This window comes from Pseudomonas sp. LSJ-87 (genome assembly GCF_032971465.1).
Lineage (GTDB): Bacteria > Pseudomonadota > Gammaproteobacteria > Pseudomonadales > Pseudomonadaceae > Aquipseudomonas > Aquipseudomonas putida_Z.
On the sequence record NZ_JAWJYQ010000017.1, the window covers coordinates 177,662 to 192,367 of the forward strand.

General features: G+C 61.7%; 12 protein-coding genes and 3 tRNA genes. 6 read left to right on the top strand and 9 right to left on the bottom strand.

What is annotated here, in order from left to right:
* The first annotated feature begins 326 nt into the window (after window positions 1-326).
* Window positions 327-1,532 (top strand): nicotinate phosphoribosyltransferase, encoded by a 1,206-nt coding sequence (gene pncB, locus RYH74_RS12085; protein ID WP_025340817.1) that lies wholly within the window; start codon window positions 327-329, stop codon window positions 1,530-1,532.
* Between the two features lie 3 nt (window positions 1,533-1,535).
* Window positions 1,536-2,363, top strand: a complete 828-nt coding sequence (gene nadE, locus RYH74_RS12090; RefSeq protein WP_013974414.1) for an ammonia-dependent NAD(+) synthetase — start codon at window positions 1,536-1,538, stop codon at window positions 2,361-2,363.
* 141 nt (window positions 2,364-2,504) lie between these two features.
* Here nadE and azu read toward each other — a convergent pair whose 3' ends face one another.
* Window positions 2,505-2,954, bottom strand: coding sequence for an azurin (gene azu, locus RYH74_RS12095; protein ID WP_015271990.1), 450 nt, complete (start codon window positions 2,952-2,954; stop codon window positions 2,505-2,507).
* A gap of 349 nt (window positions 2,955-3,303) precedes the next feature.
* On the opposite strand from azu, the gene RYH74_RS12100 reads away from it, so the two are divergent.
* On the top strand, window positions 3,304-3,891 hold the full coding sequence (locus RYH74_RS12100; RefSeq protein ID WP_025340819.1) for a TIGR00730 family Rossman fold protein: 588 nt from the start codon (window positions 3,304-3,306) through the stop codon (window positions 3,889-3,891).
* Between the two features lie 136 nt (window positions 3,892-4,027).
* Here RYH74_RS12100 and RYH74_RS12105 read toward each other — a convergent pair whose 3' ends face one another.
* The 8 genes from RYH74_RS12105 to rnr all read right to left on the bottom strand — a co-directional run bounded on the left by RYH74_RS12105 (window position 4,028) and on the right by rnr (window position 13,716).
* A complete protein-coding gene (locus RYH74_RS12105; RefSeq protein ID WP_025340820.1) occupies window positions 4,028-6,328 on the bottom strand; it encodes a YgiQ family radical SAM protein in 2,301 nt (766 codons plus the stop codon).
* A 202-nt stretch (window positions 6,329-6,530) separates the two neighbouring features.
* Window positions 6,531-7,928, bottom strand: coding sequence for a replicative DNA helicase (dnaB, locus tag RYH74_RS12110; protein WP_015271992.1), 1,398 nt, complete (start codon window positions 7,926-7,928; stop codon window positions 6,531-6,533).
* A gap of 113 nt (window positions 7,929-8,041) precedes the next feature.
* The gene (gene rplI, locus RYH74_RS12115) at window positions 8,042-8,488 is read right to left on the bottom strand and encodes a 50S ribosomal protein L9 (protein ID WP_003249568.1); all 447 of its coding nucleotides are present in this window, start codon (window positions 8,486-8,488) and stop codon (window positions 8,042-8,044) included.
* A gap of 20 nt (window positions 8,489-8,508) precedes the next feature.
* Entirely contained in the window at window positions 8,509-9,372 is an 864-nt protein-coding gene (locus RYH74_RS12120) for a hypothetical protein (protein WP_025340821.1), read from the bottom strand.
* A gap of 33 nt (window positions 9,373-9,405) precedes the next feature.
* Window positions 9,406-9,636, bottom strand: coding sequence for a 30S ribosomal protein S18 (gene rpsR, locus RYH74_RS12125; RefSeq protein WP_003249563.1), 231 nt, complete (start codon window positions 9,634-9,636; stop codon window positions 9,406-9,408).
* Between the two features lie 28 nt (window positions 9,637-9,664).
* Entirely contained in the window at window positions 9,665-10,090 is a 426-nt protein-coding gene (gene rpsF, locus RYH74_RS12130) for a 30S ribosomal protein S6 (RefSeq protein ID WP_013974420.1), read from the bottom strand.
* A 306-nt stretch (window positions 10,091-10,396) separates the two neighbouring features.
* Window positions 10,397-11,143: a 23S rRNA (guanosine(2251)-2'-O)-methyltransferase RlmB gene (rlmB, locus tag RYH74_RS12135; protein ID WP_003259007.1), complete on the bottom strand. Its 747-nt coding sequence runs from the start codon at window positions 11,141-11,143 to the stop codon at window positions 10,397-10,399.
* Complete coding sequence (gene rnr / locus RYH74_RS12140; protein ID WP_075046523.1) at window positions 11,140-13,716, bottom strand: ribonuclease R; 2,577 nt, start codon at window positions 13,714-13,716, stop codon at window positions 11,140-11,142. Before rnr ends, rlmB begins: the two co-directional genes overlap by 4 nt.
* A 271-nt stretch (window positions 13,717-13,987) precedes the next feature.
* Between rnr and RYH74_RS12145 the strand changes: the two genes are divergently transcribed.
* From RYH74_RS12145 to RYH74_RS12155, 3 genes are all read left to right on the top strand, one after another.
* Window positions 13,988-14,074: transfer RNA gene (locus RYH74_RS12145), tRNA-Leu, on the top strand.
* 88 nt (window positions 14,075-14,162) lie between these two features.
* Window positions 14,163-14,249 (top strand) — tRNA-Leu (locus RYH74_RS12150).
* 88 nt (window positions 14,250-14,337) lie between these two features.
* A tRNA-Leu gene (locus RYH74_RS12155) sits at window positions 14,338-14,424 on the top strand.
* Window positions 14,425-14,706: the final 282 nt, after the last annotated feature.

Below are 14,706 nucleotides of genomic sequence, written 5' to 3' on the forward strand. Positions count from 1 at the left end.
CAACCATCGGGTGCCATCATTGCAACCCTGGCAAGTGTTTACGTGCAACCGCCCTGTAACAGCGGACGTCACCGAACTGCACACAGCTGGTGCGCGACTGCTACAGGCGGCACCGTTTCAAGGCTAGCTGGTGCACGGAAAAACACCTCTGTTTTGGCAGTTCCGGCCCTATCGCCGGCAAGCCAGCTCCCACAGGAACACTGCAAATTCCGGCCCTGTGGGTTACTTGTGGGAGCTGGCTTGCCGGCGATAGGGCCGCAACAGGCACAACAAGGCCGAAAAGGCTGGCACAATGTCCGCCATTCGCCGCTTCCGGAGCCCCATTGATGAGCGAGAGCGCATTCGCCGAGCGCATCGTGCACAACCTGCTCGACACCGACTTCTACAAACTCACCATGATGCAGGGCGTGCTGCACAACTACCCGGACGCCGACGTCGAGTGGGAATTCCGCTGCCGCAACGGCGAGGACCTGCGCCCCTACCTCGGCGAGATCCGCAACCAGCTCGAACTGCTCAGCGACCTTACCCTGGATGACGGCCAGCTGGCCTTCCTCGAACGTATCAGCTTCCTCAAGCCTGACTTCCTGCGCTTTCTGCGCCTGTTCCGCTTCAACCTGCGCTACGTACGCCTGGGGATAGAAAACGACCAGCTGTTCCTGCGCCTGAAAGGCCCGTGGCTGCATGTGATCCTGTTCGAAGTGCCGCTGCTGGCGATCATCAGCGAAGTGCGCAACCGCCACCTGCACCCGCGCATGCGCCTGGCCGAGGCCCGCGACCAGCTGTACCGCAAGTTCGACTGGCTGCGCGCACATGCCAGCGACGATGAACTGGCCGAACTGCAGGTGGCCGACTTCGGCACCCGTCGGCGCTTTTCCAGCCGTGTGCAGGAAGAAGTGGTGCGTGTGCTGCGCGACGATTTCCCGGGCCGCTTCGTCGGCACCAGCAACGTCGACCTGGCATGGAAACTGGATATCAAGCCGCTAGGCACCATGGCCCATGAATGGATCATGGCCCACCAGCAACTCGGCCCGCGACTGATCGACAGCCAGATCGCCGCGCTGGACTGCTGGGTGCGCGAGTACCGCGGCCTGCTCGGCATCGCCCTGACCGACTGCATCACCATGGATGCCTTCCTCGGCGATTTCGACCTGTACTTTGCCAAGCTGTTCGATGGCCTGCGCCACGACTCGGGCGAACCGGTGGCCTGGGCGGAAAAGGCCATTGCCCATTACCAGAAACTAGGTATCGACCCGATGACCAAGACCCTGGTGTTTTCCGACGGTCTCAACCTGACCCGCTCGCTGGAAATCTTCCGTGCCCTGCGCGGTCGCATCAACGTCAGCTTTGGCATCGGCACCAACCTGACCTGTGATATCCCGGGCGTGGCCCCGATGAGCATCGTGCTTAAAATGACCGACTGCAACGGCGCGCCGGTGGCGAAGATCTCGGACGAAGCCGCCAAGACCCAATGCCGCGACGAGAACTTCGTCGCCTACATGCGCCATGTATTCAAAGTCCCCAGCAAGGAGTAACCCATGCAAGCGGTTCAGCAAGAGATTGCCCAGGCGCTGAAGGTACAGCCGCCGTTCGCCGACGCCGCCGCGCTCGAGGCCGAAGTGGCCCGGCGCGTGGCGTTCATCAAGGATTGCCTGGCCAACGCCCGGCTCAAGACCCTGGTGCTGGGCATCAGCGGCGGCGTCGACTCGCTGACCGCCGCCCTGCTCGCCCAACGCGCCATCAACGAGCTGCGCGCCGAAACCGGCGACAAGGCCTACACCTTCATCGCCGTGCGCCTGCCTTACCAGGTCCAGCATGACGAGCATGACGCCCAGGCGTGCCTGGAAGTGATCAAGGCCGACGAAGTGCACACCGTGGATATCGCCCCGGCAGTACGGGCGCTGGCGGCTGAAGTGGTGGAGTTGAAGAACGGCTCGCCGACGCTGGTGGACTTCGTGGTCGGCAACGTCAAGGCGCGTACCCGCATGGTCGCCCAGTACACCATCGCCGGTGCCCGCGCGGGCCTGGTGATCGGCACCGACCACGCCGCCGAGGCGGTGATGGGGTTCTTTACCAAGTTCGGTGATGGTGCCTGCGACCTGGCGCCGCTGAGCGGGCTGGTGAAGAACCAGGTGCGGGCGATTGCGCGCAGCTTCGGTGCGCCGGAGTCACTGGTGGAAAAGGTCCCGACTGCGGACCTGGAAGACCTGGCGCCGGGCAAGCCGGACGAAGCCTCCCATGGCGTGACTTACCAGCAAATCGATGCCTTCCTGCATGGGCAGCCGGTTGACCAGGAAGCGTTCGATATCATCGTCGCCACCTACCGCAAGACCCAGCACAAGCGCGAACTGCCGTTCGCCCCTTGATAAGGCTATAGACGGACCTGTGGGAGCGGGTTCATCGGGACGCCGAACCGCCGCGAATGCAATGGTGAACCCACCGACGTATTCGCGGCGGTTCGGCGCCCCGATGAACCCGCTCCCACAGGGTTCACCGTCAGCCTTTGATTACTTGACGACGACCTTGCCCTTCATCATCGAGATGTGGCCCGGGAAGGTGCAGAAGAAGCTGTAGTCGCCACCGGCTTCCAGCTTGGTAGCGTCGAACTTCACCTCGGTCTCCTTCTCAGGAGCACCAATCATCTTGGTGTGGGCAATGATCGCGGCGTTGTCAGCCTTGATGTAGTCCTTTTCCAGACCCTGGCTCATGCCTTCGGTGGCAATGCCCTGCATGTCGGCAGTCTTGCTGATTACCAGGTTATGGCCCATGACGTTCTTCGGCAGGTTGCCGGAGTGGGTCAGTTTGACGGTGAATTCCTTGCAGCTCTTGTCGACGGTGATTTCCTTGGTGTTGTAGGACATCTGGTCGGTGGAGTCGACAGTCACCGAGCACTCGGCTGCGAAGACAGAGGCGCTGGCGAGGGTCAGCAGGGATACCGCTACAGCTTTCGCAAACATCATGAATCTCCTTGGCAGGGTTTTATCAATTGCGAGACTGCCTGAAACCGTTCAGCCCCTTGCTGATATGGGTCAAGGGGCTGTCAAGAGGCCAGCCAGTAGAATTGTTCAATGGATTGTATACAACCAATTCAAGGGCACATCATGCCCTTTTATTGGACGATGGGACAACCTCTCATTTAGGAGCAATACGAAATGACCCTTGGTAGCCTGATGAACAGCCTGCTGGCGGCCTACGCCCACGGAGCGACCGGCGCCATCTGCGAATTCTCCCGACCGGAGTGAAAGCAGCCTTGGAACTGTAGGACATGGGCCTTACCCTGTCAGCCTGAGTGACTGGAGATGAGCAATGCCCGTACGTTCCGTTTGTGTGTTCTGCGGCGCCAGCATTGGTGCCAACCCTGCCTACCGTGAAGCGGCCATCGCGCTGGGCCAGGCGATTGCCCGTCGCGGCCTGACCCTGGTCTATGGCGGTGGCGCGGTCGGCCTGATGGGCACCGTCGCCGACGCGGCCATGGCGGCCGGTGGCGAAGTGATCGGGATCATCCCCCAGAGCCTGATGAATGCCGAAATCGGCCACAAGGGCCTCAGCCGCCTGGAAGTGGTCGACGGCATGCACGCGCGCAAGGCACGCATGGCCGAGCTGAGCGATGCCTTCATCGCCCTGCCCGGTGGGCTGGGTACGCTGGAGGAGTTGTTCGAGGTATGGACCTGGGGCCAATTGGGCTATCACGCCAAGCCGCTGGGGCTGCTGGATGTGAACGGCTTCTACGAGAAGCTGGGCGGGTTCCTCGACCATATCGTCGAAGAAGGCTTCGTGCGGCCGCAGCATCGGGCGATGTTGCTGCTGGGGCAGCAGCCTGATGAGCTGCTGGACGGGATGGACAGCTTTGTTGCGCCGGTGGCGCCGAAGTGGGTCGACAAGAAGCCTGACTAAACCTGTTACAGGGGCTGCTTTGCAGCCCAATCGCCGGCAAGCCAGCTCCCACAGGTACAGTGCAAGCCTTGGGCTTTGTGCAATTCCTGTGGGAGCTGGCTTGCCGGCGATGGGGCCGCAAAGCGGCCCCCCGAGATCAGCGCGGGATCACTGGCTGACGCGGCTTCTTGTTGCCCTTGCCACCCTTGGCCGCTTCCTTGCGCTCCTTGGCCGCCTGCTGGTTACGCGCAAACGCTTCGGCCTTGGCTTTTTCACGCTTGTCCCACGGCTTGCTGCCATCACTGCCACGCGGCGGCAGGCCGGTGTGCTGGGTAAGAACCTTCTGCTCCTTGCCCACCTTGTGGCTACCCGCAGGGGTCGAGTTCTTGCGACGTGCACTCTGGTAGGTATCGGTCTGCGGCTGGTGCAGCGGGATCAGCTGGTGCTTGCCCGGCCCGATCAGGTCGGCGCGGCCCATGCGCTGCAACGCCTCACGCAGCATCGGCCAGCCCTTCGGGTCGTGGTAACGCAAGAACGCCTTGTGCAGGCGGCGCTGCTCCTCGCTCTTGACGATATCCACACCTTCGCTCTTGTAGGTCACCTTGCGCAGCGGGTTCTTGCCCGAGTGGTACATGGCCGTGGCCGAGGCCATCGGCGACGGGTAGAACGCCTGCACCTGGTCGGCACGGAAGCCGTTGCCCTTCAGCCACAGGGCGAGGTTCATCATGTCTTCGTCGGTGGTGCCCGGGTGCGCGGCGATGAAGTACGGGATCAGGTACTGCTCCTTGCCCGCCTCTTTCGAGAACTTCTCGAACATGCGCTTGAAGCGGTCATAGGTGCCGATGCCCGGCTTCATCATCTTGTCCAGCGGGCCACGCTCGGTGTGCTCCGGGGCAATCTTCAGGTAACCGCCGACATGGTGGGTGACCAGTTCCTTGACGTACTCCGGCGACTCCACCGCCAGGTCATAACGCAGGCCAGAGGCAATCAGGATCTTCTTCACACCCGGCAAGGCACGAGCCTTGCGGTACAGCTCGATGAGCGAGCTGTGGTCGGTGTTGAGGTTTTCGCAGATGCCCGGGAACACGCACGACGGCTTGCGACAGTGCTTCTCGATGTCATGGCTCTTGCAGGCGATGCGGTACATGTTGGCAGTCGGGCCGCCAAGGTCGGAGACCACGCCGGTGAAGCCCGGCACCTTGTCACGCATCTCTTCGATTTCGTGCAGGATCGACTCGTGCGAGCGGTTCTGGATGATGCGGCCTTCGTGCTCGGTGATCGAGCAGAAGGTGCAGCCACCGAAGCAGCCACGCATGATGTTCACCGAGAAACGGATCATCTCGTAGGCCGGGATGCGCTCCTTGCCGTAGGCCGGGTGCGGCACACGGGCATAGGGCATGCCGAACACGTAGTCCATTTCCTCGGTGCTCATGGGGATGGGTGGCGGGTTGAACCACACATCCACTTCGCCATGCTTCTGCACCAGGGCGCGGGCGTTGCCCGGGTTGGTCTCCAGGTGCAGCACCCGGTTGGCATGGGCATAGAGTACCGGGTCGTTACGCACCTTCTCGAACGACGGCAGGCGGATCACCGACTTTTCCCGGGTCATGCTCGGGCTGTCGAGAATCTGCACGACCTTGGCTTCGTTCGGGTCCTCCTGGTCGCCCTTGGCCTGCTCGATGGCACAGGCCTGGGTGTCCTGGGTATTCACGTACGGGTTGATGATCTTGTCGACGCGGCCCGGGCGGTCGATGCGGGTCGAATCGATCTCGTACCAGCCCTGAGGCGTGTCACGACGCACGAAAGCAGTGCCGCGCACATCGGTGATGGTCTCGATCTTCTCGCCGTTGGACAGGCGCTGGGCCACCTCGACCACCGCGCGCTCGGCGTTGCCGAACAGCAGGATGTCGGCGCTGGCGTCGATCAGGATCGAGTGGCGGACCTTGTCCTGCCAGTAGTCGTAGTGGGCGATGCGGCGCAGCGAGGCCTCGATGCCGCCGAGCACGATCGGCACATGCTTGTAGGCTTCCTTGCAGCGCTGGCTGTACACCAGGCTGGCGCGGTCCGGTCGGCTGCCGGCCAGGCCACCAGGGGTGTAGGCGTCGTCGGAACGGATCTTCTTGTCCGCGGTGTAGCGGTTGATCATCGAGTCCATGTTGCCCGCGGCCACGCCGAAGAACAGGTTCGGCTCGCCGAGCTTCATGAAGTCGTCTTTCGACTGCCAGTTCGGCTGGGCGATGATGCCCACGCGGAAGCCCTGGGCCTCCAGCAGGCGGCCGATGATGGCCATGCCGAACGACGGGTGGTCGACGTAGGCATCACCGGTCACGATGATGATGTCGCAGGAATCCCAGCCGAGCAGATCCATCTCCTCCCTGCTCATCGGCAGGAAAGGTGCTGGCCCGAAACATTCGGCCCAGTACTTGGGATAGTCGTAGAGTGGTTTGGCTGCTTGCATGTCAGTGACCGGTTCTGGTGTGCAGGGAAATCGCGGGCGCGGAATATAGCACAAATTTTGACCAAATCCGACGATGGTTGTCGGATTCATGGGTTGCCTGTACCGGCCTCATCGCCGGCAAGCCAGCTCCCACAGGAGATCACTGCCTTGAGGCCGGTGGAGCCCCTGTGGGAGCTGGCTTGCCGGCGATGAGGCCGGTGGCTTATTCGTCGTCGTCGAAGTTGTACATGCCCGGCGCAAGGTTCTCGAAGCGGGTGTACTTGCCGATGAAGGCCAGGCGCACGAAGCCGATTGGGCCGTTACGCTGTTTACCGATGATGATTTCCGCCACGCCCTTGTGCTCGGTCTCGGGGTGGTACACCTCGTCGCGGTACACGAACATGATCACGTCGGCGTCCTGCTCGATCGCACCAGATTCACGCAAGTCGGAGTTCACCGGGCGTTTGTTCGGGCGCTGTTCCAGGGAGCGGTTCAGCTGCGACAGGGCGATGACCGGGCAGTTGAATTCCTTGGCCAGGGCCTTGAGCGAGCGGGAGATCTCGGAAATTTCGTTGGTCCGGTTGTCGCCGGCCGAACCCGGGATCTGCATCAGCTGCAGGTAGTCGACCATGATCATGGCGATTTCGCCATGCTCGCGGGCCAGGCGGCGGGTACGGGCGCGCATTTCCGAGGGGCTGATGCCGGCGGTATCGTCGATGAACAGCTTGCGGTCGTTGAGCAGGTTCACCGCCGAGGTCAGGCGCGGCCAGTCGTCGTCGTCCAGCTGGCCAGAACGCACCTTGGTCTGGTCGATACGGCCCAGGGACGAAAGCATACGCATGATCAGCGATTCACCTGGCATCTCGAGGGAGAACACCAGCACCGCCTTGTCGGTACGCAGTACGGCGTTTTCCACCAGGTTCATGGCGAAGGTAGTCTTACCCATCGACGGTCGGCCGGCGACGATGATCAGGTCGGCTGGCTGCAGGCCGCTGGTCTTCTCGTCGAGGTCAGTAAAGCCGGTGGACACGCCGGTGATGTCACTGTCGGAGTTGAACAGCGTGTCGATGCGGTCGATGGCCATGGTCAACAGTTCGTTGACCCCCACCGGGCCGCCGGTTTTCGGGCGAGCCTCGGCGATCTGGAAGATCTGCCGCTCGGCGTCATCGAGAATTTCTTCGGCGTTGCGCCCTTGCGGGTTGAACGCGTTGTCGGCGATATCGGTACTGATGCTGATCAGCTGGCGCAGGGTGGCGCGCTCGCGAATGATCGCGGCGTAGGCCTTGATGTTGGCTACCGACGGGGTGTTCTTGGCCAGCTCGGCCAGGTACGCCAACCCACCGACTTGCGAAGAAAGGCCTTCCTTGTCCAACTGCTCGTGCAGGGTCACCACGTCGAATGGCTGGTTGGCGTCGGCCAACTTGTGCACGGCACGGAAGATCAGGCGGTGGTCATGCCGGTAGAAGTCGCCATCCGATACCTGGTCCAGCACCCGCTCCCAGGCATTGTTGTCCAGCATCAGGCCACCGAGCACGGCCTGTTCGGCCTCGATGGAATGCGGCGGCACCTTCAGGGCTGCGGTTTGCAGGTCTAGCTGTTCGGAGGTGGTGATCTCGTTCATGGCCACGAAAGAATTCTGGAGGATGAAAAAGACAAAGGGCACGGCCTGTCGAAAACAGGACCGTGCCCGATGTTAACCGCCTGACCCACAAGGAGCCAGCCAGTCAGCGCAGCTTAGGCAGCTACGACGACCACGCGTACGGTGGCTTCAACGTCGCTGTGCAGGTGCACGGCTACGTCGTATTCGCCAACCTGACGGATGGTGCCGTTCGGCAGACGAACTTCAGCCTTGGCCACTTCAACGCCGGAGGCGGTCAGGGCGTCAGCGATGTCGTGGGTGCCGATCGAACCGAACAGCTTGCCTTCGTCGCCAGCGGTGGCAGTGATGGTCACTTCCAGCTCGGCCAGTTGGGCAGCGCGGCTTTCAGCCGAAGCTTTCTTGTCAGCAGCTGCTTTTTCCAGCTCGGCGCGACGCTCTTCGAACGCAGCCAGGTTGGCGGCGTTGGCAACGGTGGCCTTGCCGAATGGCAGCAGGAAGTTACGGCCGTAACCAGCCTTAACTTTTACTTTGTCGCCCAGGTTGCCCAGGTTAGCGACTTTTTCCAGCAGGATCAGTTCCATTTGGTAAAACCTCTTAACTTTTAACCTTCACCGTTCGCGGAGTCATTCCCCTTGGGGGACTTGCGACCGCGAAAATCAATCAGGCTGTCGACAATGGCCAAAACCACCAGCAACGGATAAATCAGCTGCATGATCAGCGGCAACGTCACGTACATGCCCACCAGCCAGAAACCGGCCAGTCGCCCCTGCGCCACCAGCCCGTGCATCAAGGCGATGCCGGCCAGCACCAGTACCAGGCTCGAGGCCGATGCCAGGACGATGAACTGCGGCCCGATGAACGGGGCCACCACCATCACTGCCACCAAGACCGCCATGGTCTGTTTCGGCAACCTCAGCGCGCGAAACTCGCGACCGAAGCCTCCAGGGTTGTACAACGCTGCCTGCCAGTAGCGCGCCAGCACCAGGGCCAGCACACTGAACAATTGCACCGTCACTGCTGTGGAAGCGACCAGCACAGGGCGGATCAGCTCACCGGAGAGCACCGGTTGCCCCTCGATTTTCGGCATGGCTTCGGCAAACGCCTTGGCCAGCACATCGAAGGTTTGCGCCAGCGCCAGATCGAGCACGAGGCTGAAAGCCACGGCGAACACGGCACTGACCAGCAACACCCGGCTCCAGGGATGCTCGGCGCGCAACAGCGCAGCCAGGCCCAGGGCACCCGCGATCACCAGAAAGGTGATGGGATCGCCCATGACCCACACGGCCAGCCCGGCCAGCAGGCCGCCGGCGATGACCGTTGTAGCATCCTTGAACCCACGCCGCAGCAGCACAAGGCTGCCGGCAGCGGCACTCAACCAGAACAGCAGCGGCAGTACCGCGCTGATGACCACCACCAGGGTGGCCTGCACACGACCGCGCATGATGAAACTTGCTAACGCTCGCATGCTAATCCCTTACTGCTTGTCGACGACCCGGTCTCAGCGGCCGTGGCTGTCGGTGTAGGGCAGCAGGGCCAGGAAGCGGGCGCGCTTGATAGCGGTAGCCAGCTGACGCTGATAACGAGCTTTGGTACCGGTGATACGGCTTGGAACGATCTTGCCGGTTTCGGATACGTAAGCTTTCAGGGTGTTGAGATCTTTGAAGTCGATCTCTTTCACGTCTTCAGCAGTGAAGCGGCAGAATTTACGACGACGGAAGAAACGTGCCATTTAATAGGCTCCTCTAAAGGTCCGTGGATTACTCGTCAGCGTTATCGCTGGAGTCGCTGTCATTGCTGTCGTCGCCGTCGGCGGATTCAGCATGCTCAGGACGCTCACGACGCTCACGGCGCTCGCTGCGGTTTTCTTCAGCCTTCAGCATCTCGGACTGGCCGGTAACGGCTTCGTCGCGACGGATGACCAGGTTACGGATAACGGCATCGTTGTAGCGGAAGTTGTCTTCCAGCTCGGCCAGGGCCTTGCCGGTGCACTCAACGTTCAGCATCACGTAGTGAGCCTTGTGAACATTGTTGATTGCGTAGGCCAGTTGACGACGGCCCCAGTCTTCCAGGCGGTGGATCTTGCCACCATCTTCTTCGATCAGCTTGGTGTAACGCTCAACCATGCCGCCGACTTGCTCGCTCTGGTCCGGGTGAACCAGGAAGATGATTTCGTAATGACGCATGAATGCTCCTTACGGGTTAGTAGTCTGCCAGCGAATCTGGTCAGACAAGGAGTGAATGACACTGTATGTCTTGCACGGAGGGGAGGCACATGTGCGCCTGCCAGCTCGGCAAGGGGCGCAATTGTAGAGAAGGCGAGGCGTACAAGCAAGGTGATTGGTGAATATTTGAACAGCCTGAAGCACTTTATTCCTGCACTGGCCCTATCGCCGGCAAGCCAGCTCCCACAGGATCGCCACAGGTGCTGAACCTTGTGTTGCACCTGTGGGAGCCGGCTTGCCGGCGATAGGGCCGGTACAGGCCGAAGATCAGCGCTTGGCCTGACGCTGACGCACAGCCTCGAACAGGCACACGCCAGTCGCCACCGACACGTTCAGGCTACTGACACTACCGCCCATCGGCAACTTCACCAGGAAATCGCAATGCTCGCGGGTCAGCCGGCGCATGCCCTTGCCTTCCGCGCCCATTATCATCACCAGCGGCCCGGTCAGGTCCTGCTGGTAGATTTCCTGTTCGGCCTCGCCGGCGGTACCTACCACCCACAGGCCACGCTGCTGCAGTTTTTCCAGGGTGCGCGCCAGGTTGGTCACGGCCACAAGCGGGATCACCTCCGCAGCGCCACAGGCCACCTTGCGCACGACCGGCGTCAGGGTTGCGGACTTGTCCTTGGGCACCACCACTGCCGTGGCACCGGCGGCATCGGCGGTACGCAGGCAGGCGCCAAGGTTGTGCGGGTCGGTCACGCCATCCAGCACCAGGATCAACGGTGGTGTTTCGGTGCGTTCGAGCAACTCCTCGAGCATCAACTCACCCCAGACCTGGCTCGGGCTCACCTCGGCGACCACACCCTGATGCACGCCCTCTACCCAGGCATCCATCTCACGGCGCTCGGCCTGGCCGACCGCCACGCGATTTTCCGCGGCCAGCGCCAGCAGCGCCTGCAGGCGTGGCTCGCTGCGCCCTTCCGACAGCCAGATCTGCTTGACCCGCTTCGGATGGTGCTGCAGCAATGCCTGCACGGCGTGCACGCCGTAGATCTTTTCCAGCTGACTCATGACTTGCTCTTGCTCTTGCGTGGCGCGCCGGACTTCGACGGGCCTTTACGGTGCTTGGTCGGCTTGCCGGAGGCCTTGCCGCCCTTGTCCGACTTGCTGCTGGCATGGCCGCCACTGCGCGCCTCGCTCATCAGCGCCTTCTTCATTTCGCGGCTCTTGCGCACTTCGGCGTTACGCTGCACAGCGTCTTTCGGGAAGTACGCCTCGGCGGTCTCGCTCTTGCGGCTGCGTGGCTTCGGCGTGGCCTTGGCCTCGACCGGAGCCTGCTCGGCCTGGCCGGCAGCCGGTGCGGCACCACGCTGCTTGCGGCCGATCGGGGCGGCGAGGGTCTTTTCCGACACTTCGAAGTCGATCTTGCGCTCGTCCAGGTCGACGCGCATGACCTTGACCTCGATCGTGTCGCCCAGGCGGAAGCTGCGCCCGGTACGCTCGCCAGACAGGCGGTGGTGCACCGGGTCGAAGTGGTAGTAGTCGCCCGGCAGCGCACTGACGTGCACCAGGCCTTCCACATAGATATCGGTCAGCTCGACGAACAGGCCGAAACCGGTCACCGCAGTGATCACACCCGGGAAAGTCTCGCCCACGCGGTCCTTCATGAACTCGCACTTGAGCCAGTTGACCACGTCACGGGTGGCTTCATCGGCCCGGCGTTCGGTCATCGAGCACTGCTCGCCGAGCTGCTCGAGGGTGTTCTCGTCGTACGGGTAGATGCGCGCCTTGGGGATGCTCATGGCGCCGGCACGCTTGACGTGCGGGGTTTCGACCCTGGAACGGATGATGCTGCGGATGGCGCGGTGCACCAGCAGGTCCGGGTAGCGACGGATCGGCGAGGTGAAGTGGGTGTACGCCTCGTAGTTCAGGCCGAAGTGGCCGTTGTTGTCGGTGCTGTACACCGCCTGGCTCAACGAACGCAGCATCACGGTCTGGATCAGGTGGAAGTCCGGGCGCCCGGCGATGCTCGCCAGCAGAGCCTGGTAATCCTTCGGCGACGGGTCCTTGCCCTTGTGCAGGGTCAGGCCCAGTTCGCCCAGGAAGGCGCGCAGCTTTTCCAGACGCTCCGGCGGCGGGCCGTCGTGCACGCGGTACAGGGCCGGCACGCCATGCTTCTGCAGGAATTCGGCGGTGGCCACGTTGGCCGCCAGCATGCATTCCTCGATCAGCTTGTGGGCGTCGTTGCGCACGGTCGGGCGGATTTCCGCGATCTTGCGCTCGTCACCGAAGATGATGCGGGTTTCCTGGGTCTCGAAGTCGATCGCGCCACGGGTGTGACGGGCGTCCACCAGCACCTTGTACAGGTTGTACAGGTTCTTCAGGTCCGGCACGACTGCCTTGTACTCCTCGCGCAGCGCCTTGCCCTCACGGGTGCGGGAGTGCTCGAGCATGCTGCTGACCTTGTTGTAGGTCAGGCGGGCGTGGGAGTGGATGACGCCTTCGTAGAACTGGTAGTCGACCATCTGGCCGGCTTTGTTCATGGTCATTTCACAGACCATGGCCAGGCGATCGACATGCGGGTTCAGCGAGCACAGGCCGTTGGACAGCTCTTCGGGGAGCATCGGCACCACGCGCTCGGGGAAGTACACCGAGTTGCCGCGCTGCTGGGCCTCGACGTCCAGGGCCGAACCCAGGCGCACGTAGCTGGACACGTCGGCAATGGCCACATACAGGCGCCAGCCGCCGGAGAACAGGCGCAGCTTGCCCAGCGGCTCGCAATAGACGGCGTCGTCGAAGTCACGGGCGTCTTCGCCGTCGATGGTGACGAACGGCAGGTGGCGCAGGTCGACGCGCTTCTCCTTGTCCTTCTCTTCGACTTCGGAGCGGAACTTGCGCGCTTCCTTGATCACGTCCTTGGGCCAGACGTGCGGGATATCGTAGCTGCGCAGAGCAACGTCGATTTCCATGCCCGGCGCCATGTAGTTGCCGATGACCTCGACCACATCGCCTTGCGGCTGGAAGCGCGGGGTCGGCCAATGGGTGATCTTGATCTCGACGAACTGGCCGATCTTGGCCCCGCCGTTGCGCCCGGCGGTGACCAGCACTTCCTGCTGGATCTTCGGGTTGTCCGGGGTCACGTAGCCGATACCGCCTTCTTCGAAGTAACGGCCGACCACGCTTTCGTGGGCACGGGAGATGATTTCGACCAGCACGCCTTCACGGCGGCCACGGCGGTCGACGCCAGATACGCGGGCCAGGCCGCGGTCGCCGTCGAACACCAGGCGCATCTGCGACGGGCTGAGGAACAGATCTTCGCTGCCGTCGTCCGGAATAAGGAAGCCGAAGCCATCGCGGTGACCGGAGACGCGGCCGCAGATCAGGTCCAGCTTGTCTACCGGGGCATAAGTGCCGCGCCGGGTATAGATAAGCTGGCCATCGCGCTCCATTGCACGCAGTCGGCGGCGCAGGGCTTCGATCTGGTCTTCGTCGTAAAGACCGAACTCGGCCGCCAGTTCCTCGCGTGCGGCCGGTTCGCCACGGTCGGCGAGGCGCTGCAGGATCAGCTCACGGCTGGGAATGGGGTTGTCGTATTTTTCCGCTTCGCGAGCGGCCTCGGGATCGAGGGATTGCCAATCGGCCATCAGAAGGGGTTCACCTTGGGGTATATAGATATGAATTCTGGCATAGGCGTATTGAAACCGGAAATGTCAGCCTTGGACAGCCCCACCGGCGCCTCCGGCGAGCAGGAATAGGCCTGCGGAATCAACAAGTTGAATTTTTTGAAATTTTTTTCGCTTGGGGGGTTTACAGCCCCCCGGACCGTCCGTATAGTGCGCACCACAACGACGGACAACCCCGAAGTTGTAGTAGAGATGAGCGGCGCTGTAAAGCATCAAGTAATCTCGAATGTGTGCCCAGGTGGCGGAATTGGTAGACGCGCTGGTTTCAGGTATCAGTGGCTTAACGGCCGTGGAAGTTCGAGTCTTCTCCTGGGCACCAAATATTTTCAAGTAACAGATGACCAAGGATCTGTTACTACTGTGTGAAAGCGAACGATAGTCGCCTTCTCCAGATGATGTAAAGCTTTGCCCAGGTGGCGGAATTGGTAGACGCGCTGGTTTCAGGTATCAGTGACTTAACGGTCGTGGAAGTTCGAGTCTTCTCCTGGGCACCAAATATTTTCAAGTAACAGATGACCAAGGATCTGTTACTACTGTGTGAAAGCGAACGATAGTCGCCTTCTCCAGATGATGTAAAGCTTTGCCCAGGTGGCGGAATTGGTAGACGCGCTGGTTTCAGGTATCAGTGACTTAACGGTCGTGGAAGTTCGAGTCTTCTCCTGGGCACCATACAAAAACCCACTAGCTTGCTAGTGGGTTTTTTCTTGCCTGCGATTTTTATATCCCTCCTCTTTCAGTCATAGGTGCAAACCTGTGCCGGCCTCTTCGCGGCTAAAGCCGCTCCCACAGGTATTTCACTCCCCTCAAGACCTGTGATGCCCCTGTGGGAGCGGGTTTACCCGCGAAGAGGCCAACACAGCCAACCCACCTTCAGACTCTTGCACCATGGTCTGACCATGAATTTCTCGTCACCCGGCCACTTGAGAAACGATTTCGTTTACCATTGTTTCC